Annotated in this window: 25 protein-coding genes and 1 pseudogene; 25 read left to right on the forward strand and 1 reads right to left on the reverse strand. The window is 41.1% G+C overall.

Annotation, left to right across the window (positions count from 1 at the left end; translation table 11 throughout):
* Nucleotides 1-97 precede the first annotated feature (97 nt).
* The 16 genes and pseudogenes from K1I53_RS00585 to K1I53_RS00660 all read left to right on the forward strand — a co-directional run bounded on the left by K1I53_RS00585 (nt 98) and on the right by K1I53_RS00660 (nt 14,226).
* Nucleotides 98-2,107 (forward strand): glucosaminidase domain-containing protein, encoded by a 2,010-nt coding sequence (locus K1I53_RS00585; protein WP_223327521.1) that lies wholly within the window; start codon nt 98-100, stop codon nt 2,105-2,107.
* A gap of 170 nt (nt 2,108-2,277) precedes the next feature.
* Complete coding sequence (locus tag K1I53_RS00590; protein ID WP_223327522.1) at nt 2,278-3,321, forward strand: DNA/RNA non-specific endonuclease; 1,044 nt, start codon at nt 2,278-2,280, stop codon at nt 3,319-3,321.
* A 94-nt stretch (nt 3,322-3,415) separates the two neighbouring features.
* Entirely contained in the window at nt 3,416-4,342 is a 927-nt protein-coding gene (locus K1I53_RS00595; protein ID WP_001269449.1) for an aldo/keto reductase, read from the forward strand.
* A 96-nt stretch (nt 4,343-4,438) separates the two neighbouring features.
* Nucleotides 4,439-4,675, forward strand: a complete 237-nt coding sequence (locus K1I53_RS00600) for a DUF2829 domain-containing protein (protein WP_317628090.1) — start codon at nt 4,439-4,441, stop codon at nt 4,673-4,675.
* Nucleotides 4,668-5,366, forward strand: coding sequence for a 3-oxoacyl-ACP reductase (locus K1I53_RS00605; RefSeq protein ID WP_223327524.1), 699 nt, complete (start codon nt 4,668-4,670; stop codon nt 5,364-5,366). Before K1I53_RS00600 ends, K1I53_RS00605 begins: the two co-directional genes overlap by 8 nt.
* Nucleotides 5,367-5,408: 42 nt before the next feature.
* Nucleotides 5,409-5,744 (forward strand): hypothetical protein, encoded by a 336-nt coding sequence (locus K1I53_RS00610; protein WP_000434269.1) that lies wholly within the window; start codon nt 5,409-5,411, stop codon nt 5,742-5,744.
* A 17-nt stretch (nt 5,745-5,761) separates the two neighbouring features.
* Nucleotides 5,762-6,184: an SMI1/KNR4 family protein gene (locus K1I53_RS00615; protein WP_223327525.1), complete on the forward strand. Its 423-nt coding sequence runs from the start codon at nt 5,762-5,764 to the stop codon at nt 6,182-6,184.
* A gap of 17 nt (nt 6,185-6,201) precedes the next feature.
* Nucleotides 6,202-6,357 carry a hypothetical protein gene (locus K1I53_RS00620; RefSeq protein WP_002876153.1) on the forward strand — a complete coding sequence of 52 codons (156 nt, stop codon included), beginning with the start codon at nt 6,202-6,204 and terminating at the stop codon, nt 6,355-6,357.
* A 241-nt stretch (nt 6,358-6,598) separates the two neighbouring features.
* A complete protein-coding gene (locus K1I53_RS00625; RefSeq protein WP_000568346.1) occupies nt 6,599-6,970 on the forward strand; it encodes an Imm51 family immunity protein in 372 nt (123 codons plus the stop codon).
* A 61-nt stretch (nt 6,971-7,031) separates the two neighbouring features.
* Nucleotides 7,032-7,637, forward strand: a complete 606-nt coding sequence (locus K1I53_RS00630) for a DUF6707 family protein (protein WP_084946203.1) — start codon at nt 7,032-7,034, stop codon at nt 7,635-7,637.
* A gap of 39 nt (nt 7,638-7,676) precedes the next feature.
* On the forward strand, nt 7,677-8,177 hold the full coding sequence (locus K1I53_RS00635; RefSeq protein ID WP_084946202.1) for an NUDIX hydrolase: 501 nt from the start codon (nt 7,677-7,679) through the stop codon (nt 8,175-8,177).
* A pseudogene (locus K1I53_RS00640) lies at nt 8,155-9,065 on the forward strand (putative PEP-binding protein). The gene K1I53_RS00635 and the pseudogene K1I53_RS00640 overlap by 23 nt, the downstream one beginning before the upstream one ends.
* Nucleotides 9,007-9,447: an ASCH domain-containing protein gene (locus K1I53_RS00645; RefSeq protein WP_223327526.1), complete on the forward strand. Its 441-nt coding sequence runs from the start codon at nt 9,007-9,009 to the stop codon at nt 9,445-9,447. Before K1I53_RS00640 ends, K1I53_RS00645 begins: the two are co-directional and overlap by 59 nt.
* 121 nt (nt 9,448-9,568) lie before the next feature.
* Nucleotides 9,569-12,115 carry a M1 family metallopeptidase gene (locus tag K1I53_RS00650; protein WP_223327527.1) on the forward strand — a complete coding sequence of 849 codons (2,547 nt, stop codon included), beginning with the start codon at nt 9,569-9,571 and terminating at the stop codon, nt 12,113-12,115.
* 109 nt (nt 12,116-12,224) lie between these two features.
* On the forward strand, nt 12,225-12,899 hold the full coding sequence (gene ciaR, locus K1I53_RS00655) for a two-component system response regulator CiaR (RefSeq protein WP_000590630.1): 675 nt from the start codon (nt 12,225-12,227) through the stop codon (nt 12,897-12,899).
* Nucleotides 12,889-14,226: a sensor histidine kinase gene (locus K1I53_RS00660; RefSeq protein ID WP_223327528.1), complete on the forward strand. Its 1,338-nt coding sequence runs from the start codon at nt 12,889-12,891 to the stop codon at nt 14,224-14,226. The genes ciaR and K1I53_RS00660 overlap by 11 nt, the downstream gene beginning before the upstream one ends.
* Nucleotides 14,227-14,292: 66 nt before the next feature.
* Here K1I53_RS00660 and K1I53_RS00665 read toward each other — a convergent pair whose 3' ends face one another.
* Entirely contained in the window at nt 14,293-14,577 is a 285-nt protein-coding gene (locus K1I53_RS00665) for a DUF3270 domain-containing protein (protein WP_223327529.1), read from the reverse strand.
* A 383-nt stretch (nt 14,578-14,960) separates the two neighbouring features.
* On the opposite strand from K1I53_RS00665, the gene K1I53_RS00670 reads away from it, so the two are divergent.
* The 9 genes from K1I53_RS00670 to K1I53_RS00710 all read left to right on the forward strand — a co-directional run bounded on the left by K1I53_RS00670 (nt 14,961) and on the right by K1I53_RS00710 (nt 23,095).
* Nucleotides 14,961-16,016, forward strand: a complete 1,056-nt coding sequence (locus K1I53_RS00670; RefSeq protein ID WP_223327530.1) for an ABC transporter permease — start codon at nt 14,961-14,963, stop codon at nt 16,014-16,016.
* 13 nt (nt 16,017-16,029) lie between these two features.
* Nucleotides 16,030-16,710 carry an ABC transporter ATP-binding protein gene (locus K1I53_RS00675; RefSeq protein WP_000125741.1) on the forward strand — a complete coding sequence of 227 codons (681 nt, stop codon included), beginning with the start codon at nt 16,030-16,032 and terminating at the stop codon, nt 16,708-16,710.
* Between the two features lie 126 nt (nt 16,711-16,836).
* Nucleotides 16,837-17,766, forward strand: coding sequence for a peptidase U32 family protein (locus K1I53_RS00680; protein WP_223327531.1), 930 nt, complete (start codon nt 16,837-16,839; stop codon nt 17,764-17,766).
* Between the two features lie 105 nt (nt 17,767-17,871).
* Nucleotides 17,872-18,555, forward strand: coding sequence for a ribose-5-phosphate isomerase RpiA (gene rpiA / locus K1I53_RS00685; protein ID WP_223327532.1), 684 nt, complete (start codon nt 17,872-17,874; stop codon nt 18,553-18,555).
* Between the two features lie 13 nt (nt 18,556-18,568).
* Complete coding sequence (locus K1I53_RS00690; RefSeq protein WP_223327533.1) at nt 18,569-19,780, forward strand: phosphopentomutase; 1,212 nt, start codon at nt 18,569-18,571, stop codon at nt 19,778-19,780.
* A 1-nt stretch (nt 19,781) separates the two neighbouring features.
* Nucleotides 19,782-20,339: a DUF1697 domain-containing protein gene (locus tag K1I53_RS00695; protein WP_223327534.1), complete on the forward strand. Its 558-nt coding sequence runs from the start codon at nt 19,782-19,784 to the stop codon at nt 20,337-20,339.
* Complete coding sequence (locus K1I53_RS00700) at nt 20,339-21,148, forward strand: purine-nucleoside phosphorylase (RefSeq protein WP_223327535.1); 810 nt, start codon at nt 20,339-20,341, stop codon at nt 21,146-21,148. Before K1I53_RS00695 ends, K1I53_RS00700 begins: the two co-directional genes overlap by 1 nt.
* Nucleotides 21,149-21,152: 4 nt before the next feature.
* Nucleotides 21,153-22,388 (forward strand): chloride channel protein, encoded by a 1,236-nt coding sequence (locus tag K1I53_RS00705; protein WP_223327536.1) that lies wholly within the window; start codon nt 21,153-21,155, stop codon nt 22,386-22,388.
* The gene (locus K1I53_RS00710) at nt 22,385-23,095 is read left to right on the forward strand and encodes a glutamine amidotransferase-related protein (protein ID WP_223327539.1); all 711 of its coding nucleotides are present in this window, start codon (nt 22,385-22,387) and stop codon (nt 23,093-23,095) included. Before K1I53_RS00705 ends, K1I53_RS00710 begins: the two co-directional genes overlap by 4 nt.
* Nucleotides 23,096-23,156: the final 61 nt, after the last annotated feature.

Raw genomic sequence — 23,156 nt, forward strand, 5'->3', positions numbered from 1 at the left:
TCTTCATCAATTTGTAATATTTCCGTTAGTTAACTATGTTACAATAGGTTTTATAGAATAGTAATAGTGTAGATAGTTTTCTACTGAGGAGAATAAAATGAAGAAGATACTACTTGCAAGTACTGTTGTTCTTTCTATGGCAGGATTTGCAAAGACATCTGTACATGCTGAAGAATCTCAGGTTACGAAAAAAACTCAGACCACAGATGTAGTCGAGAAAAAAGAAGAAACTGTTCCCAAGAAAGAAGTTCCTAAAGTCGAGGCGAAGAAAGAGCCAGCTGTAAAAGAGGAAAATCCTTCCAAAAAAGAAAAAAAGGAGGAAGTTATCAAGGAAGGTTGGCAGAAAGAACAAGGAAACTGGCGTTTTTATGAAAATAACCAGCCTGTCGTAAACTGGAAAAAAATTAGTGGTACTTGGTATTACTTTGATAAAAATGGCATTATGCTCAGTAATACTATAATTGATGGTTACCTTATCAAAGGTAATGGCGCAATGGCAGAAAACGCTTGGGTGAAAATATCTGACCAATGGTACTATGCCACAGCTTCAGGCAAGATTTCTCGCAATAAGTGGGAAAAGATTGAAGGCAGCTGGTATTACTTTGATCAAGATGGTGTCATGCTTAGCCGTACTATCTACAATGACTATCTCTTCCAAGGCAGTGGTGCCATGGCAGAAAATGATTGGGTGAAAATATCTGACAAGTGGTACTATGCAACAGCTTCAGGCAAGATTTCTCGCAATAAGTGGGAAAAGATTGAAGGTTCTTGGTATTACTTTGATAAAGATGGTGTCATGCTTAGTCGCACCATCTATAATGACTATCTCTTCCAAGGTAGTGGTGCCATGGCAGAAAATGATTGGGTGAAAATATCTGATAAGTGGTACTATGCCACAGCTTCAGGAAAAATTTCTCGCAACAAATGGGAGAAAATCAAAGGAACATGGTACTATTTCAATAGCGATGGTGTGATGGCAAGTAGCCAGTGGAAAAGTGACTACTATCTGAAAGATAGTGGCGCTATGGCGGAAAAAGAGTGGATTTTTGATAAATCCTACAATAGCTGGTTCTACTTGAAATCAGGTGGGGCCTATGCTTCCCGTGAATGGATTGGTTCATACTACCTTAAATCTGGTGGCTATATGGCCAAGAATGAATGGATTTTTGACAAAGATTACAATGCTTGGTACTATCTAAAAGATGATGGTCGATATGTAACAGGTACTTTTACGATCAAAGGTAAAGAGTATTCCTTCCAGAATAATGGGAAGTGGATCTCAGAGGCAAAATATTACAAAGTGAAACCGATTACTGCTTATGTTTATAGCGCTTCTGGTGAAAGATTGAGTTATGTATCCAAAGGAACTATCGTCTCACTTGGAGATGTCCAATCTAAAAAAGATAGTCAAATACCAGTCAATATTTCTGGTTTATCCGGCTTCATGAATAAAAGTGATTTAGTAGCTATTGATAAAGATAGTGAATTTGTCCCTCATTATACAAGTGATGGCAAGTATTTTTACCATGAGTTATCACCTTATGTAAGTCTCCGTGTTGCGCCACATAGCTCAGCTATGACTATTGGTAAGAAATATTATTCAACTGATGGAATTCATTTTGATGGCTTTACCATTGAAAATCCCTTCCTCTTTAGAAATTTGACTAAACCAAGTAATTACAGCGCAGCTGAATTGGATAAAGTTTATTCTTTGATGAATATTCGGGATAGTCGTCTCGCTGGTAAGGGTGCTATTTTTAAGGAAGCTGAGAAACGCTATGGTGTAAATGCTCTTTACTTGATGGCGCATAGTGCACTCGAGAGTGCTTGGGGTCGGAGCCAGATTGCCAAGGATAAGAATAACTTCTTTGGAATTGCAGCTTATGATTCGAGCCCATATACCTCGGCCAAAAAATTTGATGATGTGGATAAGGGGATCCTCGGCGCGGCTAAGTGGATTCGTGAGAACTACATTGACTATGGACGAGACCATCTTGGAAACAAGGCTTCTGGTATGAATGTACGCTATGCTTCTGACCCATACTGGGGAGAGAAAATTGCCAGTATCATGATGACTATTAATAGCAAACTTGGTGGGAAAGACTAATCAAAAGAAATCAACGGTAACTACTGAAAAGTGGTTATCGTTTTGTTTTGGGCATTGGAGGAATAATAGTATAATAACAGTCTCTTTATTCTTGAACAATTAACAAAATGATAGTAAAATGTAAGAGAAGATGTTAATCTAATTACTATATGAAAACAAAGGAGACTTTTATGAAAAAGCTACTATCCTTCTCAATCGCCTTGCTTTCGATCACAACACTAGTTGCTTGTTCTGGACATAAGGCGGAATCAAAGGTCCCAGAAGAAAAAATTGAACAGAAGCAAATCAAGTTTGATGAGAAGTTGTTTAAAGAAGCCGGACTCTTGCCTTTTAAAAATGAGAAGCAACTAGAACTTGGGGAATTGGATTCTAAATCACGCGCAACGGGTGCTCATATTCAACTTAAGGACAGCGATGAGCCAACTGAGAAGAGAGAGCCTAAGATAAGTTATAACCCGGTTGGTTGGCACAACTATAATTTTTATTATGGAGATGGCTCTAAAAAGGCTTGGTTGATGAATCGAGGCCACTTAATTGGTTACCAGTTTAGCGGATTGAACGATGAAAAGAAAAACTTGGTTCCGATGACTAACTGGCTCAATGCTGGTACATATTATGGTACAGATAATACAAATCAAGAAAGTATGCTTTATTATGAAAATCGATTGGACTCTTGGTTGGCCAATCACCCAAACTACTATCTTGATTATAAGGTGACCCCAATCTATCAAAAAGATGAACTGATTCCGAGACAGATTGAATTGCAGTATGTGGGAATAGATGAAAATGGTAAACTCTTGGAAATCAAGTTGGGTGGTAGTAAGGAAAAGGTTGATCAGTATTCGGTGACGCATGTCGTTTTAGACAATGTTTCAGCTAATGCGGAAATCAATTACTTAGATGGTACGGCCAAAAATACAGTCGAAAACAAAGAAGAAAAAGCTAAGAAAGAAGCTGAGGAGAAAGCTAAGAAGGAAGCTGAGGAAAAAGCCAAGAAAGAGGCTGAAGAAAAAGAAGCAGCCGAAAAGAAAGCAAAAGAAGAAGAACAGGAAAAAGCTCGCCAAGCCGCACAAGAACAGGAAGAAAGCCAGGAATCAAACTCGCAATCAACAAATTCAGGTGGCTACTTTAGAGATAAAAACGGAAGATGGCACAGACCAAATGGGAAATTTGCTTCTAAGAAAGAAATTAGAGAAGCCGGATTGCAGTGGTAGGAAGAATTTAGTAGATATACAGTCAAAAAGCCGTTGGAAAACGGTTTTTTGTTATAATTAAATGAAGAATGTAGAATTAAAGGAGAAAAATTTGATGAGATACATAACTCTTGGTCAAGATGACAAAGAATTATCAGAAATTGTTCTCGGAATGATGAGAATAAAAGATAAGTCTGTAAAAGAAGTTGAAGAGCTTGTAGAAACAGCACTTTCTGTTGGAATCAATGCTTTTGACTTGGCTGATATTTATGGTCGTGGTCGTTGTGAAGAACTGTTAGGTATTGTCCTAAAAAATCGTCCAGATTTAAGAGAAAAGATGTGGATTCAGTCCAAATGTGGCATTCGCATTGAAGAATTTACCTATTTTGATTTTTCTAAGGACTATATTATAAAATCAGTTGACGGAATTTTGCAAAGATTGAAGATTGATCATCTAGATAGCTTGCTTCTTCATCGACCAGATGCTTTGATGGAATCTGACCAAGTAGCAGAAGCCTTTGATCTTCTTTATAAACAAGGTAAGGTCCGAGATTTTGGAGTTTCTAATCAAAATCCTATGATGATGGAGTTGCTTAAAAAAGATGTCAAGCAGCCGTTAGCTGTTAATCAGCTACAATTGAGTGCGGCTTTTACTCCAGGATTCGAATCAGGTTTTCATGTTAATATGGAAGATAGTCAAGCAACTATGCGAGATGGCAGCGTTTTTGAATATTGCAAATTACACGATGTGGTCATTCAAGCATGGTCTGTCTTACAATTCGGGTATTTTAAAGGGAACTTTGTTGGTAATGAGAAATTTCAAGCTTTGAATCAAGTACTTGATCGTCTAGCTTTTAAATATGGAGTAACCCCTTCAACTATTGCCATTTCTTGGATATTGCGTTATCCAGCAAAAATGCAGGCAGTCGTAGGTACAACAAATCCTAAGCATTTGAGAGAAGTTAGCCAAGCGGCAAACTTTAGCTTAACAAGAAAAGAATGGTATGAAATTTATCTTGCAGCAGGGAATAATTTGCCGTAAGTAGAAGCAGATTTAAATAAATCACAGTCAAAAAGCCGTTGGAAAACGGTTTTTTGTTATAATTAAATGAAGAATATAGAATTAAAGGAGAACATCATGACATTTGAAGAAATCCTGCCTGGGTTAAAGGCCAAGAAAAAATATGTACGAACTGGCTGGGGAGGGGCTGAAAACTATGTCCAACTCTTTGACACTATCGAGCAAAACGGTATTGCACTTGAAGTGACGCCCTATTTCCTAATCAACGTGTCTGGGGAGGGAGAAGGTTTTTCCATGTGGAGCCCGACACCTTGTGATGTTTTGGCGACAGATTGGGTAGAAGTGAATGACTAAATGTGTACTCATTACAGGTGTAAGTTCAGGGATCGGACTGGCTCAAGCTCGACTCTTTTTAGAGAATGGCTATCAAGTTTACGGTGTGGATCAAGTCGAAAAGCCAATCTTAGACGGTGATTTCCACTTTTTACAGAGAGATTTAACTCTTGATTTAGATCCTGTTTTTGACTGGTGTCCTCATGTTGATATTTTGTGTAATACTGCAGGAGTATTAGATGATTACAAACCACTTTTGGAGCAAGCAGCTCAGGAAATTCAAGAGATTTTTGAAATCAACTACATAACTCCTGTTGAGCTAACTCGACATTATTTGACACAAATGCTGGAAAATAAAAAAGGAATCATTATCAATATGTGTTCGATTGCTTCGAGTCTGGCTGGCGGAGGTGGACACGCTTATACTTCTTCCAAACATGCCTTGGCTGGCTTCACCAAGCAGTTGGCTCTAGACTATGCAGAAGCTGGGATTCAGGTCTTTGGTATCGCTCCAGGAGCGGTCAAGACAGGTATGACTGCTGCAGACTTTGAACCAGGTGGATTGGCAGACTGGGTAGCTAGTGAAACGCCTATCAAGCGTTGGATTGAACCGAGTGAGATTGCTCAAGTTAGCCTTTTCTTGGCTAGCGGTCAGGCATCTGCCATGCAAGGACAAATCCTGACAGTGGATGGTGGCTGGAGTTTGAAGTGATGCTTTGGTACAGTTTGCATTGTTCACTATTGGAGGTTAAAGATGGAACAAGATATATTTGGATTTGAGTTTCCAAGTTTCTACCATCAGTTTTTATTGGAATGGGACGAAGTGGATCCTTATGAGATTGGTGACTCAGGTATCTGTTTATATGCTAAGGAGGATCTCTTAGAGCGTAATGAGACCTATCAGATAGAAGTAGATGAACCAGACTTCTTTATGATTGGTCAAGAGGGAGATTTGGCCTACTTTATCAAGAAAAATGCTGATGATTGCATTTATGAAAATGATTTGGGTGCTTTGGGCTCTTTAGAAATGCAAAAAGTTGCTGCAACTGTCTATGACTTTATTGACAAGGTCTTAGAAGAAAGATTGTAAAAACCGGAGGGATAATTATGCTGAGAGTAACAGATGCGAATGAGCCAATTACAAGAGAAGAACTTTTACAATTTGAGGAGAAGCTTGGAAAGAAATTGCCGGAAGCCATGTTAAACTTTTATCTCAAGTACAATGGTGGTCAATCTTGTGTGTCTGGTGTTCATGATGACAAACATCTCTTTCCTTTCAATGCTTTTTATTCATTAGAGGAGATGGAGAAGGCCCTCAACTGGTTTGACGATGAGGTTGTTCCTGCTGGATTTCAGGCTAAAGACCTCCTTCATTTTGCCTATGATCCTGGGTCTGGAAACTATGCTCTGTCTCTAAGGGAAGAAGATTATGGCAAGGTTTACTACTATGTTTTAGAAGAAAGAGCTGAGATTTTTGGTCAATGGCTTTCATTTGAGGCTTTTCTGACTAGTTTTGTGGAAGGTGAGTAGAAATAAAAGGAGCAATCATGCGTAAACACCAATTCTTTTCACTAGCAGATATTTTAGAGCAAGTTAAGTTAGAACAATGTACTCAAGATGACTTTTGCCTCTATGGCAATGATGAAGGGAATTTGGCTCTCGATAGCCTTTATTTTGGTGTCGGATTATCCAGTTGTAGTTGATGATAAAGATGTCTACCCTGTGGAAGTAGTAGAGAGAAATCTTAATCTGGTATATTATGGTGAGCATCTGATAGATGTCCTTCTAGTGCATTGGATGAAAAGCCAGATGCAAGCCCTGAATACTTGGTCGATGCCTTAATTTATTATAATCAACATGATACTTTTATTCCCTTTGCCCAGTAACTAAGCTGGATTTGCATAGTTCTATTAAACATAAGCGAATACAGTAAGGAGTCAAGAAATGATAGATTACAAAATGGTAAATAAAAAAATTTCACCTTTTAAATTTTTAGTCCATGATGAAGAGACACAAAGTGTTCGAGGGTCGCTCATTTATTATCCTGATGGAGAATACAGACAGGAAGTATTCGACACTCGGGAAGATGAGGGATTCGAAGGAAATGGATACGATTGGGCATCTCTTGCTTTGATATTTTTAGAGGAAAAAATGCCTGAATTAAGCGAATCTATTGACTTTGATCCAGAAGGAAGTATGTTTTGTGCCTATTCTTCCAATATTGATGCCTTAGCAACATTTGCTCTAGGTTTTAAGGAGTTTTGCGATGATTCTGAGTCTATGATAGACTTGTTTAGTCGAGCAGAGTTAGATTAGCTGATTAGAAAAGCTTTAACTACTAGATATTTGACTAGGGAAAAGACACAAAGGAGTTAAGATGAAGCTGATAGAAGTATTTGAGCTAGTGGAAAATCATTCTGATTTAAAACCCTATGTAGAAAAAATATTAAAAAAGTACAAGAAGACCAACTGTTCCTATCTTGAGTCTCTTAATCACCTTGCTTATTTACTCTATCTATATGGTCAAAAAGAACTAGCTAAAAAGTTGTTAGATATTTTGCTACAAATTCCCTTTGAAGGAGATTATAATAGTTGGACCTTTGTTGAGAGTTCGATAGTCTTGTTGGCCTATATGGAAAAGCAGACGGAAAATCAGGTATCCATCTATCAAAATCTCCTTTTAAGTCCACTAGATTCTGGGGAGAAATCAACTAGAAAAATAAGAAGGAGAGTTCATCAGAGATTTTTGAATGGTGATAGCTTGGAGCAAAAGCTTGCAAAAATCGAGCAAGCTTCAAGTCCTGAATCAGAAATGGAACGTCGTCTGTTATATTTGACAGATTTGTTGAAAATTAACCTCTTTATTGCTGAGTCAACTTGTGAAGAGACTGATATCCAGGCAAAAATCGAAGAGAATATGGAGATACTGAAGAAGTATATCAAAGAGTATGAAATCTATAGCCTCTTTCCTTTTAAGGGATAAGGTGAGATAACAATCTTGGAGATTAAGAAAGAATAGAATATGGAAATCAAAAATCACTTTGGTGTATATGGAATCTGTCTTCAAGACGGGAAATTGCTTTGCATTGAGAAAACGAGAGGACCTTATCAGCATCGTTTTGATTTACCGGGTGGTAGTCAAGAACCAGGTGAGGGGCTGACAGAAACCCTCAAGAGAGAGGTTCTGGAGGAGACAGGCTATACGCTTAGCTGTTATTCAAATCCTAGGATGTATGATGTGCTGGTTCAAGAAGAAGGGCAAGACTTCGCAGTACATCATATCATGGCCTTCTATGATATAGTCCTCGATTTCGAAGGTTCTCAAAAATCCCTTCCTCAGGAGATTCTTGATGGAAGCAATGATGCAGCCAATGCAGTTTGGGTCCCTATTGAGCAGATGACCCAAGAAAATGCCTCACCCTTAGTATTGAAGGTAAAGGCAGAGTTGCGAGGATTTCCAGAATTAGAACTGACAAGCTATAGAAATTGGAAGGTAAAACATGCAAAATCAACTAGCTCTTAGTGGCGAAAAAATTGTTGAAAAAGTTTATCCTCAGTTATTGCACCACATTGGAATGATTCGTGGGGAATATTTGTTGAGAGAGCTCAATCAAAACATACTATTACCTAGTTGTCAGCAATTTGCAAAAGATTATCTAAGCTCAATTTGCTCCTTGTACTCAGATGAAGAGGTCTGGTATCGTTTTTCTGAATTAACGAATACAGAGGCCAATTGTTTAGAGGGGACTAAAGAGTTTTTTGACGAAGGTCATCCTTTGTTTGGTTATAGAGGGACTAGGCGTTTACTGGCGTGTCCGGATGAATTTCAGGCTGAGGCAAATGTCGTTACAGATGTTTATCAAACCAATCCCAATCTGTCTGTTATTTTTCCTTTTGTCAATGATGCCGACCAGTTAAAGCAAGCTATCAAAGTGTTGCGTCAGCATGGTTTTACTGGGAAAGTCGGTACGATGATTGAATTGCCGTCAACTTATTTTGACTTAGACAGGATACTGGAAACTGGAAACTGGTATTTCAAAGATTGTGGTTGGAATGAACGATTTGACCTCCTTTATATTTGCGACTGTGCGAAATAGTCAATGGCATGATATGGAAAATCCAATAATGTTAGATATGCTGAGACAGATGCAGGATAAAGCAAGGATGAAAAAGATTGACTTTGCTGTAGCAGGCTATCTGAATGATTCTTTCATACAAAAAATGAATCAGTTGGGTATCAAGTGCATTATCCACTACAGTTCTATTCCAGAGATTTTTGATTTAGAAATTAACCATCCAGACCACCTCAAACGTGTAAAAGAAGAAAGTAAAAAATTACAAAGGAGCAACCCATGACACCGCAAGAAATGTGGAATCAATACAAGCAAATCAACCCCTCTATTGGCGATGAGATAGATGCCTGGGCTTTTGGAGTAGATGCCGATCTCTTGGCAGACTTGGTTCTAAGAGGCGAAAAGACAGCAACAGCCTCAGCCTACGATCTCTACGCATTAGAAGGCGAACCTCTACCGCAAGAAGGGACCTTTGATATCATATTAGACAGTCAAAATCAGGCTGTCTGCATTGTCGAAATTACCAAGGTTTCTGTTCAGCCTTTCAATCAAGTTTCTGCTGACCATGCCTTTAAGGAAGGGGAAGGTGACAAATCCCTAGCCTATTGGCGTCAGGTTCATGAGGACTGTTTCGCCGAGTGGTTGAGAGAGGCAGGGCTGACTTTTACACCTGATAGTAAGGTTGTATTAGAAGAGTTTCGCAAGGTCTACCCTCTGTAGACTGCTAGAAAAAAGAAAGTTTTGGAAATCGCCGTCCAATCCTTTTTTCTTAAGCAAAACATGATATAATAAGTTTGTTTGAAGAAGAGTAAAACTCTTAAACTTAGAATAGGAGAAAACTATGCAAGCAGTTGAACATTTTATTACGCGATTTGTTCCTGAACATTATGATTTATTTTTAGACTTGAGTCGTGAGACCAAGACGTTTTCTGGGAAGGTGACCATCACTGGTCAAACGAAAAGTGACCGTATTTCCCTTCACCAAAAAGATCTGGAAATCGCTTCTGTTGAAGTTGCAGGTCAAGCTCGTCCATATACAGTTGATCCTGAAAATGAAGCCCTTCATATCGAACTTGCTGAAGCAGGTCAAGTTGAAATAGTCATCGATTTTTCAGGAAAAATCACAGACAACATGACAGGGATTTACCCATCTTACTACACTGTTGATGGAGTGAAGAAGGAAGTCTTGTCTACTCAGTTCGAGAGTCATTTTGCTCGTGAAGCCTTCCCATGTGTGGATGAGCCAGAAGCAAAAGCGACTTTTGACCTCGCTCTTCGTTTTGACCAGGCAGAAGGTGAAGTGGCCTTGTCAAACATGCCAGAGATTGATGTGGAAAACCGTAAGGAAACGGGTATCTGGAAGTTTGAGACAACACCTCGCATGTCTTCTTACTTGTTGGCCTTTGTTGCTGGTGATTTACAGGGGGTAACAGCTAAAACTAAAAACGGTACCCTCGTAGGTGTCTACTCAACGAAAGCTCACCCACTATCTAACCTTGATTTCTCACTGGACATCGCCGTTCGCTCAATTGAGTTCTACGAAGATTACTACGGAGTTAAGTACCCAATTCCTCAATCGCTTCATATCGCCCTTCCTGACTTCTCAGCTGGTGCTATGGAAAACTGGGGTCTTGTGACCTACCGTGAAGTTTACTTGGTTGTGGATGAGAACTCTACCTTTGCCAGCCGTCAGCAAGTTGCCCTTGTTATCGCCCACGAGCTTGCCCACCAATGGTTTGGTAACCTCGTGACTATGAAATGGTGGGATGACCTTTGGCTCAATGAAAGCTTCGCCAACATGATGGAATACGTCTGTGTGGATGCCATCGAGCCAAGTTGGAATATCTTTGAGGACTTCCAAACAGGTGGTGTTCCAGCTGCGCTTAAACGCGATGCGACGGATGGCGTTCAGTCTGTCCATGTCGAAGTCAAACACCCAGATGAAATCAATACGCTCTTTGATGGCGCTATCGTTTATGCCAAAGGAAGCCGTCTCATGCACATGCTTCGCCGTTGGCTCGGTGATGCGGATTTTGCTAAAGGCTTGCATGCTTACTTTGAAAAGCACCAGTACAGCAATACCATCGGTCGTGACCTTTGGAATGCTCTAGGACAAGCATCAGGCCGTGACGTTGCAGCCTTCATGGATTCTTGGTTGGAACAACCTGGTTACCCAGTACTTACTGTCAAAGTTGAAAATGACGTCTTGAAGATTTCGCAAAAACAATTCTTTATCGGTGAGCACGAAGACAAGAACCGCCTCTGGGTTGTGCCACTCAACAGCAACTGGAAAGGATTGCCAGACACACTTGAAACTGAAAGTATCGAAATTCCTGGCTACGCAGCTCTTCTTGCTGAAAACAAAGGAGCCCTTCGTCTCAATACTGAAAATACAGCCCACTACATTACAGACTATCAAGCAGACTTGTTAGATGCTGTTCTTGCTGAGCTAGAGACACTTGATAATACAAGCAAACTGCAAATCGTTCAAGAACGTCGTCTGCTTGCTGAAGCAGGACACATTTCTTATGCGGACTTGCTCCCAGTCCTTGATAAACTTGCTAAGGAAGAGTCTTACCTTGTGGTTTCAGCTGTTTCTCAAGTGATTTCTGCCCTTGAGCGCTTTATCGATGAAGGAACAGATGCTGAAACAGCCTTCAAAGCACTGGTTGCTAAATTGGCTCGTCACAACTATGACCGTCTTGGCTTTGAAGCAAAAGACGGGGAGTCAGATGAGGATGAATTGGTTCGTCAGTTGACCATTTCCATGATGATTCGCTCCAATGATGCAGAAGCTAGTCAAGTTGCTAGCCAAATCTTCGCAGCTCACAAGGAGAACCTTGCAGGACTTCCAGCAGCCATCCGTGCTCAAGTTCTCATCAATGAAATGAAACACAATGAGACCAAGGACTTGGTCGCAACTTATCTGGACCTCTACACTCATGCCACAGATGCTGTCTTCAAACGTCAGTTGGCAGGAGCTCTTGCATACAGTACAGATGCTGACAATATCCAAACCTTGATTCGTTCATGGAAGGACAAATTTGTGGTGAAACCACAAGACCTTTCTTCATGGTACCTCCAATTCCTCGGACACCAAGCGACTCAAGAAACTGTTTGGGTATGGGCGCGTGAAAACTGGGATTGGATCAAGGCGGCCCTCGGTGGAGATATGAGCTTTGACAGCTTTGTCATCCTACCTGCCCATGTATTTAAGACTGAGAAACGCTTGGCAGAGTACAAGGAATTCTTTGAACCACAACTCTCTGACCTAGCTCTTAGCCGTAATATCGGTATGGGAATCAAGGAAATCGCAGCGCGTGTTGACTTGATTAAGCGTGAGAAAGCAGCGGTCGAAGCTGTTGTAGCTCAATATGGCAAAGCTTAATTCGTTCGAAATGTAAACAAAAACTCAACTTTCTATCTTAAAAGAAGAGAGAGTTGAGTTTTTTTTAAGGCAATTTTGGTATAATAATCATAACAAGGAGGAGTTTCTGATGATAAAAATCTTATTAGTAGAAGATGACCTAGGGCTGTCAAACTCAGTATTTGACTTTTTAGATGATTTTGCAGATGTCATGCAGGTCTTTGATGGAGAAGAAGGTCTCTACGAAGCTGAAAGTGGCGTTTATGACTTGATTTTGCTTGACCTGATGTTGCCGGAAAAAAATGGTTTCCAAGTCTTGAAAGAGTTGCGCGAAAAAGGAATTACGACACCAGTCCTTATCATGACTGCTAAGGAAAGTTTGGATGACAAGGGACATGGTTTTGAGTTGGGAGCGGATGACTACCTCACCAAACCTTTCTATCTAGAAGAACTCAAAATGCGGATTCAAGCCCTTCTCAAGCGTTCAGGTAAGTTTAACGAAAACACCTTGACCTATGGAGATATTGTCGTCAACCTTTCAACGAATGAAGTAAAAGTGGAAGACACGCCTGTAGAACTGCTTGGGAAAGAGTTTGAGTTATTGGTTTACTTCCTTCAAAATCAAAATGTCATTCTTCCCAAGACACAAATTTTTGACCGTCTATGGGGATTTGATAGCGATACGACTATTTCCGTTGTAGAAGTCTATGTCTCAAAAGTTCGTAAGAAATTGAAGGGTACAGCCTTTGCTGAGAATCTTCAAACCTTGCGTAGTGTCGGGTATATTTTAAAAGATGTTCAATAAACTAAAAAAAACATGGTATGCGGATGATTTCAGCTATTTCATTCGAAACTTTGGAGTGTTCACCCTGATCTTCTCTGCTATGACCTTGATTATCCTTCAGGTCATGCACTCGAGTCTCTACACTTCTGTAGATGAAAAACTCCAAGCCCTTAGTAGTAGTCCCCAAGCGGTTATCCAGTTAGCTCTGAATCGGGCAACTGAAGAGGTCAAGGATATCCAACCCGCAACCGCGGATGCCAGCAAGGCTGAAATCAAGCCCAATGTTAGCTCAAATACAGAAGTTTTACTTTTTGACAAGGATTTTAACCAACTCTTATTGGGGAATCGCTTTTTAGGCTTGGATAAGATCAAGCTGGACAAAAAAGAGTTGAATCACATTCGGCAAATTCAAGTCGTCAATAGCTATGGTCAGGAAGAAACCTATCGGATGATTTTGATGGAAACCAACTCTTCCTCCGTATCAAGCAATGTCAAATTTGCAGCAGTTTTAATCAATACCAGCCAGCTTGAGCAAATCAGCCAAAAACACGAGCATTTAATTGTTGTAGTGATGGCTAGTTTCTGGCTTCTGTCTTTAATTGCCAGTGTTTATCTGGCACGTGTCAGTGTCAAACCCTTACTGGAAAGTATGCAAAAGCAGAAGTCCTTTGTTGAAAATGCGAGTCACGAACTGAGAACACCTTTGGCTGTTTTACAAAATCGTTTAGAGAATCTCTTTCGAAAACCAGAGGCAACGATTATGGAATCCAGCGAAAGTATTGCTTCCAGTCTTGAAGAAGTTCGCAACATGCGTTTCCTCACGACCAATCTTCTCAACCTTGCACGTCGAGACGATGGGATCAAACCAGAAATAGCAGAAGTTTCTCCACAATTCTTTAAAACAACCTTTGCCAACTATGAGTTGATTGCTTCTGAAAATGATCGTGTTTTTGACTATGAAAATCGAGTTTATCGCCCATTCATGACCGATCAGTTGCTCTTAAAACAACTCATGACCATCTTGTTTGATAATGCTATCAAGTATACTGAAGAAGATGGCAAGATTGAGTTTGTAGTTCATGCCACCGATCGCCATCTCTATCTTACAGTAACAGATAATGGGATTGGAATCTCAGATGCCGATAAGAAGAAAATCTTTGACCGTTTTTACCGTGTAGACAAGGCAAGGACTCGTCAGAAAGGTGGTTTTGGCCTAGGACTATCTCTGGCCAAGCAGATTGTAGATGCCTTACGAGGAACGATTAGCGTAAAAGATAACAAACCTAGAGGAACGATTTTTGAAGTTAAAATTGCCATCCAATCTCCTTCCAAACGTAAGAATAAATAAAAAAGACAGTTTTGAGAAACTGTCTTTTTAGATAACAAGAAAAGAGGTTGGTAGTAGTACCAACCTTTATTTTGAAAGTTTTCGTTTAATCATCTTTCGTTGAAGTTGTAAAAGTGCGAAGCTTGTTCCCATAGCAGCAATAAAGGATAAAGCTGTATTCAATTTTAAGGCCAAAAAGATAAAACTAAAAAGTGCCATAAAAATACAAAAACAAGCAATATTTACAAAAAATAAAATCTCTTTTAGGTTAGGGCCGACTGGGGCTTCTGGTGTATAATCTTGATAAAGCGGAGTTTGATTCGATTCTGGAATTTGTTCAAACTCATAAGCTTCTAATTTTCTTGCGGGCATGATTCTCTCCTTAACAGTACCTATCTATTTTATCATTTTTTATGCAGAGAATTATTACAGAATGGTTACAAAACTACTAAAGTCTCTTATCATTATCTGAGTCGCTCTTCTTGACACCTACTAGGGAAAGTGATAGCATGGATGTTACACTTGAAACAGATGACCAGACCTTCTCTATTATAAATATACTGAGTAAGGAAAGGATAACTTATATAAATTGATAGCAAGCAAGTGCTTTTCCTAATATAATTTGTTGAGTTGCTACCTTGATGCTTTTGAAGAGTATTGGCAGGAGTTGTTTTGAATGGATGATAAGACAGAGATTCTGTCTATTGGACTGGGTGGCTTTTTGTTACCTCTGGGAAACGTTAAAGGAGATAAGCATGTATCTTGCTATCAAAGAAATATTACGAAATAAACTTCGATATAGTTTGATTCTAACTACCATTTTTCTTATCGCTTTTATGGTCTTTTTTATGACCAGTTTAGCTCTTGGTCTTGTACGTAACAACCGAGCCGCTATTGATAACTGGCAAGCGACGGGTGTAGTTTTATCTGACTATGCAAATGATAATTTGACGGCATCTTTTATTCCTGAAAAGGGCTACAAGGATAGGAGTTCTAAAGAGGCTGCTCCACTGGGCTATATGTTCGCTGTGATCAATCTAGTCGATGATAGTGAAAAAGTCAATGTTTCCATCTTTGCTCAAGAGTGGGACTCTTTTATCTCTCCTAGTTTGACGGAGGGACGGTATCCTGAGGGGGATGATGAGGTTGTCGTGGATCAGTCCTTTGAGAACTATGGAATCAAACTAGGTGACACCATCCAGCTGAATGGAAGTGAGGCAAGTTACAAGATTGTAGGCTTGACTCAAGGTAATAAATTTTTCACCGAGCCTGTTGTCTTTACTAGTCTGTCAACTTATTGGACCTTACAAGGAACCTTGAAAGCTAATCGTTCCATCTCTGCCTTGGTATTGAAAAATGATATAGAAGTGGCTGGCGATGGATTGAAACAGATTTCCATTCCAAAAATGATATCGAAAATTCCTGGTTACACACCTCAGGTGAATGTATTTTCAGGGATGATTCTGGCTATGATTGTCATCACAGGCTTGATTGTGGGGATTTTTGTCTATATCATTACCATCCAAAAACTAGGACTTTATGGAATAATGCGGGCTCAGGGAATACGGATCAAAACCATTGTATGGTCTCTTTTCTGTCAAATCTTCCTTCTAGCTGGTATGGGGATTGCTTTAGCCTTGCTGGCTATTGGAGGAGTGATTTTAGTCTTACCAGCTACCTTCTTTTTCTACCCAAGTTGGTTAGCCTACTCTGTCTTAAGTTTGGTAATTTGCTTGATGGCCCTTCTAGGTGGTGTCATTTCACTTCCACGCTTGCTAAAGGTGGACCCGATTACTGCGATTGCAGAGTGATAAGGAGAATAGTATGACAGCATTGATTGAAATGACTCAAGTGACAAAAACGTACGGGGAAGGAAAGATGAAAGTCGTGGCCCTGCATGAGACGAATTTTCAGCTAAATGCGGGAGAGTTCGTGGCTATCGTTGGACCTTCAGGCTCTGGAAAGACGACCTTTCTAACAACTCTAGGACAACTTCAGGAAGCATCGAGTGGAAAGATTCTAGTCAAGGGGAAAGAAACAGGCAGTTTGACGGAGAAGGAGAAAACAGACCTCCGTTTTAGAGAGTTTGGTTTCATTCTTCAGGCTTCAAACTTAATTCCTTTTCTAACAGTCAAGGAACAGCTGGATTTGATTGACAGACTGGATAAGGGAAAAAATAGTAAAAGTGACCGAAAAGAGCTCTTTGAGTTGTTGGATTTGGAAAAAGTAAAAGATCATTATCCCAAGGCTTTATCAGGTGGCGAACGTCAACGTGCCGCGATAGCTAGAGCGCTTTATAACAATCCAAGCATCGTGCTTGCAGATGAGCCGACAGCCAGTCTGGATACTCAGCGTGCTTACCAAGTAACGGAGATGTTGGCTGCCATTGCCCACGAACAAGGGAGAGGAGTTGTTATGATTACACATGATACACGCCTTCTTGATAAGGTTGACCGTATCTATGTCATGAATGATGGCCACCTAGTAGAAAAAACACATGCATAAAAAAGAGAGTGGATGGTACTGGTTACTGTTCACTTTTTGATTGCAAACTTTAAAAATGACGTTGACTTTTTAGAAAACTCCCAGTATTCATAGCTGATTTTTGAGAATTGTGGTATAATTTTCCTTATGGAAAAGATTATCATTACAGCAACTGCTGAAAGTATTGAACAAGTTGAACAACTACTCGAAGCTGGCGTAGATCGTATCTATGTCGGTGAGAAAGATTTTGGTCTTCGTCTGCCAACGACCTTTAGTTATGAAGAGTTGCGCACCATCGCTAGGCTCGTTCATGAATCGGGTAAGGAATTAATCGTTGCAGTCAACGCCCTCATGCACCAAGATATGATGGACCGTATCAAGCCATTCCTAGATTTCTTGGAAGAAATCAAGACAGACTATATTACTGTTGGGGATGCAGGTGTCTTTTACGTGGTTAACCGTGATGGCTATTCCTTCAAGACTATCTACGATGCTTCAACCATGGTGACTAGCAGTCGTCAGATTAACTTCTGGGGTCAAAAGGCAGGAGCCTCTGAAGCAGTCCTGGCACGTGAAATTCCATCTGCCGAACTCTTCAAGATGCCAGAGATTTTGGAAATTCCTGCTGAAGTCTTGGTTTATGGTGCCAGTGTCATCCATCATTCTAAGCGTCCGCTTTTACAAAACTACTATAACTTCACGCATATCGATGACGAAAAGACGCGTAAACGTGATCTCTTCTTGGCAGAACCAAGTGACCCAGAAAGCCATTATTCTATCTTTGAAGATAATCATGGTACCCATATCTTTGCCAACAATGACCTTGATTTGATGACCAAATTAACTGAGTTGGTTGAGCATGGTTTTACCCACTGGAAGCTAGAGGGGCTCTACACACCTGGTCAGAATTTTGTAGAAATTGCCAAACTCTTTGTCCAAGCACGCAGCTTGATTCAAGAGGGGAATTTTAGTCATGACCAAGCCTTCTTGTTAGATGAGGAAGTGCGCAAGTTACACCCTAAAAACCGTTTCCTCGATACGGGATTCTATGATTACGATCCTGATATGGTTAAATAGGACACCAAAACCCGAAATAAAAATGTTCGGGTTTTTCCAGTGTATCCATGAAATAAAAACGGATACATGTTATAATAAAAATAGCTCTTTAATGGAGGTGTTTGAGTGGAAAATCTGAAGAAAATGGCAGGTATCAAGGCTGCTGAGTTTGTCAAGGATGGCATGGTAGTCGGACTTGGAACGGGCTCTACTGCCTACTATTTCGTAGAAGAAATCGGTCGTCGCATTAAGGAAGAAGGTTTGCAGATTACTGCTGTAACGACTTCTAGTGTGACCAGTAAACAGGCAGAAGGACTCAATATTCCGCTCAAGTCTATTGACCAAGTAGACTTTGTCGATGTGACGGTTGATGGCGCGGATGAAGTGGATAGTCAGTTTAACGGAATCAAAGGTGGTGGGGGTGCCCTTCTCATGGAGAAGGTTGTAGCGACACCATCAAAAGAATACATTTGGGTGGTGGATGAAAGCAAGCTGGTAGAAAAACTAGGTGCTTTTAAATTGCCTGTAGAAGTAGTTCAGTATGGCGCAGAACAGGTCTTTCGTCTCTTTGAGCGAGCTGGGTATAATCCAAGTTTTCGAGAAAAAGACGGTCACCGTTTTGTGACAGATATGCAGAACTTTATCATTGATCTTGCCTTGGATGTCATCGAAGACCCAATTGCCTTCGGGCAAGAGTTGGACCATGTCGTTGGTGTCGTAGAGCACGGCTTGTTTAACCAAATGGTGGATAAGGTTATCGTTGCTGGACGAGACGGGGTTCAGATTTTAACTTCAAGCAAAGGAAAATAGGAGGAGACACACTATGTCAAAATTTAATCGTATTCACTTGGTGGTACTGGATTCTGTAGGAATCGGTGCAGCACCAGATGCCAATAACTTTGTCAATGCAGGAGTTCCAGATGGAGCTTCCGACACACTGGGGCATATTTCAAAAGCTGTTGGTTTGAATGTACCAAACATGGCTAAAATCGGTCTAGGAAATATTCCTCGCGAAACTCCCTTGAAGACTGTACCAGCAGAAAGCAATCCAACAGGTTATGCAACGAAATTGGAAGAAGTATCTCTTGGAAAAGATACCATGACTGGACACTGGGAAATCATGGGACTTAACATTACGGAGCCTTTCGATACCTTCTGGAACGGATTCCCAGAAGAAATCCTGACAAAAATCGAAGAATTTTCAGGACGTAAGGTCATTCGTGAAGCCAACAAACCTTACTCAGGTACGGCTGTTATCGATGATTTCGGACCACGTCAAATGGAAACTGGGGAGTTGATTATCTATACTTCAGCTGACCCTGTTTTGCAAATTGCTGCCCACGAAGACATCATTCCTTTGGATGAATTGTACCGTATCTGTGAATACGCTCGTTCGATCACCCTTGAGCGCCCAGCCCTTCTAGGTCGTATCATTGCCCGTCCTTATGTAGGTGAGCCTGGTAACTTCACTCGTACTGCAAATCGTCGTGACTTGGCAGTTTCCCCATTTGATCCAACCGTTCTCGATAAACTCAATGAAGCAGGTATCGATACTTATGCTGTTGGTAAGATCAACGATATCTTTAACGGCGCAGGCATCAACCATGATATGGGCCACAACAAATCAAACAGCCATGGAATTGATACACTTTTGAAGACTATGGGGCTTGCTGAGTTTGAAAAAGGATTCTCCTTCACAAACTTAGTTGACTTCGATGCCCTATATGGTCACCGTCGTGACCCACACGGTTACCGTGATTGCTTGCATGAGTTCGATGAACGCTTGCCTGAAATTATCGCAGCCATGAGGGAGAATGACCTTCTCTTGATTACTGCGGACCATGGAAATGACCCAACCTATGCAGGAACAGACCACACTCGTGAATATATCCCACTTTTGGCCTACAGCCCTGCCTTTAAAGGAAATGGTGTTATTCCAGTCGGACATTTCGCAGATATCTCAGCGACTGTTGCCGATAACTTTGGTGTTGAAACTGCCATGATTGGGGAAAGTTTCTTAGATAAATTGGTATAAGATGACGCGATATGCTTTACTTGTTCGGGGCATTAATGTAGGTGGGAAAAATAAAGTTGTCATGGCGCAACTTCGTCAAGAACTGACAGAGTTGGGACTGGAAAAGGTTGAAACCTACATCAACAGTGGCAACATTTTCTTTACTTCGACAGCTCCCAAAGCCCAATTGGTTAAAAAGTTAGAGGCTTTCTTTGAAATCCATTATCCATTTATTCAGAGCTTTTCCTTGTTGAGTCTTGAGGACTTTGAAGAGGAACTTGAGAATCTGCCTGAATGGTGGACCAAAGATTTGGCACGAAAGGATGTCCTCTTTTATACAGAAGGCTTGGATGTGGATCAAGTCATTGAGAAAGTTGAAAGTTTGGAACTGAAAGATGAAGTGGTTCATTTTGGAAGACTTGGGATTTTCTGGGGGAAATTCTCTGAAAAATCCTACTATGCAACTGCCTATCACAAGTACTTGCTCAAGATGCCTTTCTATCGCAACATCACCATTCGCAACGCCAAAACCTTTGACAAAATCGGTCAAATGCTAAAAAATAATAAAGGAGACACATAATGACATTTTTAGATAAAATCAAGGAAACCGCTGCTTTCCTGAAAGACAAGGGAATCCAAGCACCTGAGTTTGGTTTAATCCTTGGATCAGGACTTGGAGAGTTGGCAGAAGAAATCGAAAATCCAGTTGTAGTAGATTATGCAGATATCCCAAACTGGGGCCGCTCTACAGTAGTTGGGCACGCTGGTAAATTGGTATATGGTGAACTTGCAGGGCGCAAGGTCTTGGCTCTTCAAGGTCGCTTCCATTTCTACGAAGGCAATCCTCTTGAAGTCGTGACTTTCCCAGTACGTGTGATGAAAGTTCTCGGATGTGAAGGTGTCATTGTAACCAATGCAGCTGGCGGTATTGGCTTCGGTCCTGGTACTTTGATGGCTATCTCAGACCATATCAACATGACGGGTCAAAATCCATTGATGGGTGAAAACTTGGATGACTTTGGTCCACGTTTTCCTGATATGTCTAAAGCCTACACACCAGAATATCGTGCTACTGCCCATGAAGTGGCTAAGAAACTCGGTATCAAGCTTGATGAAGGTGTCTATATCGGTGTAACTGGTCCGACTTATGAAACACCTGCAGAAATTCGTGCCTATAAGACATTGGGAGCAGATGCAGTTGGTATGTCCACTGTTCCTGAAGTTATTGTGGCAGCCCACTCAGGCTTGAAAGTTCTAGGAATTTCATGTATCACTAACCATGCTGCTGGTTTCCAAGAAGAACTTAACCACGAGGAAGTTGTGGAAGTGACAGAGCGTGTTAAAGGCGACTTCAAAGGTTTGCTTAAAGCTATTATTGCTGAATTGTAATCCTATGAAAGTACGACTCCAAAGTCTGCCCTACGGAGTAAGATTACTTCTAGCCACTTTATCATTGGGAATAGGGGCTGGGCTAGTTGGCATTGCCTGCCATTATCTACTAGAAGGTGTGCAATGGCTGGCCTTTGGCCAAACTAGTTCGGATTTGCTCCAACTATTCCAAGAAGCTGGGAATCTCCGTAGATTCCTAGTCTTGTGTATGACAGGATGCTTGGCAGCAGGATTCTGGTATGTCTTACAGAGACGTTATAAGCTCCTGTCTATTCGAAAGCAAATCGACTTAGTTGGAAATACAGATCCAGTTCCTTTGCCCCACCTACTTCATGCAGTCATGCAGATCGTGATTGTTGGAGCGGGGGCTTCGGTCGGAAAAGAAGGAGCACCACGCGAGGTTGGGGCTCTTCTAGCTGGTCACTTGTCAAAGGGGTTCTCTCTAGCCCTTAAAGAACGGAAGGTGTTGGTTGCCTGTGGGGCAGGAGCTGGTCTAGCTGCGGTCTATCAGGTTCCCTTTGCTAGTAGCTTGTTTGTCTTTGAGACCTTAGGACTTACCTATAGTTGGCAGAACTTTTTGCTGGTTTTGGCTAGTACTTATCTGGCAACCTGGGTGGCTCAGCCCGTTGTTGGTCAGGATGCTATTTATCACCTATCTGCGGTCTCATGGTCGGTCAGCGGTTTCTTACAAGCTATTCTGATTGCGTTATTGGTCACTCCTCTAGCACTGGTTTTTCGATCTTTAGCCAAGCAAGCTAATCGCAAACGGCGCAAGGATGAGACGATCCTTTGGGCTCTTCCTCTAGCCTTTCTAGTGTTGGCGAGCCTTGTATCCTTTTTCCCTATCTTTATGGGAAATGGTCAGGTACTAGCGCAAGCCTTGTTATCTCGCCAGCCGGTTCCCTATCTTCCACTGGCTCTTGTAATGAAGGGGCTTCTGGTTTATCTCCTCTTACGCAATGGTGCCTATGGGGGAACCTTGACACCATCATTTGCCTTAGGGATTGGGTCTGGTTACTTAGTGACCTTGCTTTTGACAGTAGTTGGCGTCCATCTGGATCCAGCTCTAGGAATGCTACTAGGAGCAACAGTCTTTTTAGGGACGACCTTACACGCTCCTCTGACGGCTATTGCCCTAAGTCTTGGATTTACAGGTCAGGATTGGAGTTTGACAATACCGCTTGTACTAGCGGCAGGAATGTCTTATGTGATTCGAAAGAGATGGGAGAGAGGACAATGAAGGTACATTTTGTACTGCATGAAACATTTGAAGTACCGGGTGCTTATCTAAAATGGGCTCTGGAACGAGGTCATCACATTACATCAACAAAGGTTTATGAAAAAGAACCTCTTCCTGAAACAATTGACGGAATTGATTTTCTGATTGTTATGGGTGGTCCTCAATCACCTGATGAGGATAGAGAAAACTTCCCATACTATGCCCCTAAGGCTGAGCTTGTTTTTATGAAAGAAGCAATTGCCGCAGATATCTATATCGTTGGTGTCTGTCTTGGTGCGCAGCTCCTATCTGTTGCCTATGGCGCGGAGTATGAGCACAGTCCTGAGCGCGAGATCGGCGTTTATCCTGTGACATTGACGATGCAAGGTCTAACAGATCCTCATGTCAGCTTGCTCGGAGAAACCTTAGAAACTGGCCACTGGCATAGTGATATGCCAGGGCTGACAGAGGATGCTGTTGTTCTTGCGACGAGTCAAGGTTGTCCACGTCAGATTATACGTTTCAGTCCTAAACACTATGCCTTCCAAGCTCATTTGGAATTTGATCCCGAAGCAGTAGAACTCTTAATTACTGCGGATGGTGAGGAGCAATTAAGAGAGCAAAGTGAAAAGTTCACTTTCGTTCAAACACCAGAAGAATTACGTGAAAATCATTACTCCGAAATGAATGCAAAACTGTATGCATTTTTAGATTCATTGGTAAACTAGGAATTACAGAAAGGCAGAGTATCTGAGTTATAGTCAAACTCGGGCTAACTGTTCTGCGAAA

Origin of the sequence: Streptococcus oralis (genome assembly GCF_019929365.1) — a bacterium.
GTDB lineage: Bacteria > Bacillota > Bacilli > Lactobacillales > Streptococcaceae > Streptococcus > Streptococcus oralis_BT.

Bases quoted from the DNA above. Each gene is read 5' to 3' on its own strand.
- K1I53_RS00585 (WP_223327521.1), top strand. From the start codon at position 98: ATGAAGAAGATACTACTTGCAAGTACTGTTGTTCTTTCTATGGCAGGA.
- K1I53_RS00590 (WP_223327522.1), top strand. From the start codon at position 2,278: ATGAAAAAGCTACTATCCTTCTCAATCGCCTTGCTTTCGATCACAACA.
- K1I53_RS00595 (WP_001269449.1), top strand. From the start codon at position 3,416: ATGAGATACATAACTCTTGGTCAAGATGACAAAGAATTATCAGAAATT.
- K1I53_RS00600 (WP_317628090.1), top strand. From the start codon at position 4,439: ATGACATTTGAAGAAATCCTGCCTGGGTTAAAGGCCAAGAAAAAATAT.
- K1I53_RS00605 (WP_223327524.1), top strand. From the start codon at position 4,668: ATGACTAAATGTGTACTCATTACAGGTGTAAGTTCAGGGATCGGACTG.
- K1I53_RS00610 (WP_000434269.1), top strand. From the start codon at position 5,409: ATGGAACAAGATATATTTGGATTTGAGTTTCCAAGTTTCTACCATCAG.
- K1I53_RS00615 (WP_223327525.1), top strand. From the start codon at position 5,762: ATGCTGAGAGTAACAGATGCGAATGAGCCAATTACAAGAGAAGAACTT.
- K1I53_RS00620 (WP_002876153.1), top strand. From the start codon at position 6,202: ATGCGTAAACACCAATTCTTTTCACTAGCAGATATTTTAGAGCAAGTT.
- K1I53_RS00625 (WP_000568346.1), top strand. From the start codon at position 6,599: ATGATAGATTACAAAATGGTAAATAAAAAAATTTCACCTTTTAAATTT.
- K1I53_RS00630 (WP_084946203.1), top strand. From the start codon at position 7,032: ATGAAGCTGATAGAAGTATTTGAGCTAGTGGAAAATCATTCTGATTTA.
- K1I53_RS00635 (WP_084946202.1), top strand. From the start codon at position 7,677: ATGGAAATCAAAAATCACTTTGGTGTATATGGAATCTGTCTTCAAGAC.
- K1I53_RS00645 (WP_223327526.1), top strand. From the start codon at position 9,007: ATGACACCGCAAGAAATGTGGAATCAATACAAGCAAATCAACCCCTCT.
- K1I53_RS00650 (WP_223327527.1), top strand. From the start codon at position 9,569: ATGCAAGCAGTTGAACATTTTATTACGCGATTTGTTCCTGAACATTAT.
- ciaR (WP_000590630.1), top strand. From the start codon at position 12,225: ATGATAAAAATCTTATTAGTAGAAGATGACCTAGGGCTGTCAAACTCA.
- K1I53_RS00660 (WP_223327528.1), top strand. From the start codon at position 12,889: ATGTTCAATAAACTAAAAAAAACATGGTATGCGGATGATTTCAGCTAT.
- K1I53_RS00665 (WP_223327529.1), bottom strand. From the start codon at position 14,577: ATGCCCGCAAGAAAATTAGAAGCTTATGAGTTTGAACAAATTCCAGAA.
- K1I53_RS00670 (WP_223327530.1), top strand. From the start codon at position 14,961: ATGTATCTTGCTATCAAAGAAATATTACGAAATAAACTTCGATATAGT.
- K1I53_RS00675 (WP_000125741.1), top strand. From the start codon at position 16,030: ATGACAGCATTGATTGAAATGACTCAAGTGACAAAAACGTACGGGGAA.
- K1I53_RS00680 (WP_223327531.1), top strand. From the start codon at position 16,837: ATGGAAAAGATTATCATTACAGCAACTGCTGAAAGTATTGAACAAGTT.
- K1I53_RS00690 (WP_223327533.1), top strand. From the start codon at position 18,569: ATGTCAAAATTTAATCGTATTCACTTGGTGGTACTGGATTCTGTAGGA.
- K1I53_RS00695 (WP_223327534.1), top strand. From the start codon at position 19,782: ATGACGCGATATGCTTTACTTGTTCGGGGCATTAATGTAGGTGGGAAA.
- K1I53_RS00700 (WP_223327535.1), top strand. From the start codon at position 20,339: ATGACATTTTTAGATAAAATCAAGGAAACCGCTGCTTTCCTGAAAGAC.
- K1I53_RS00705 (WP_223327536.1), top strand. From the start codon at position 21,153: ATGAAAGTACGACTCCAAAGTCTGCCCTACGGAGTAAGATTACTTCTA.
- K1I53_RS00710 (WP_223327539.1), top strand. From the start codon at position 22,385: ATGAAGGTACATTTTGTACTGCATGAAACATTTGAAGTACCGGGTGCT.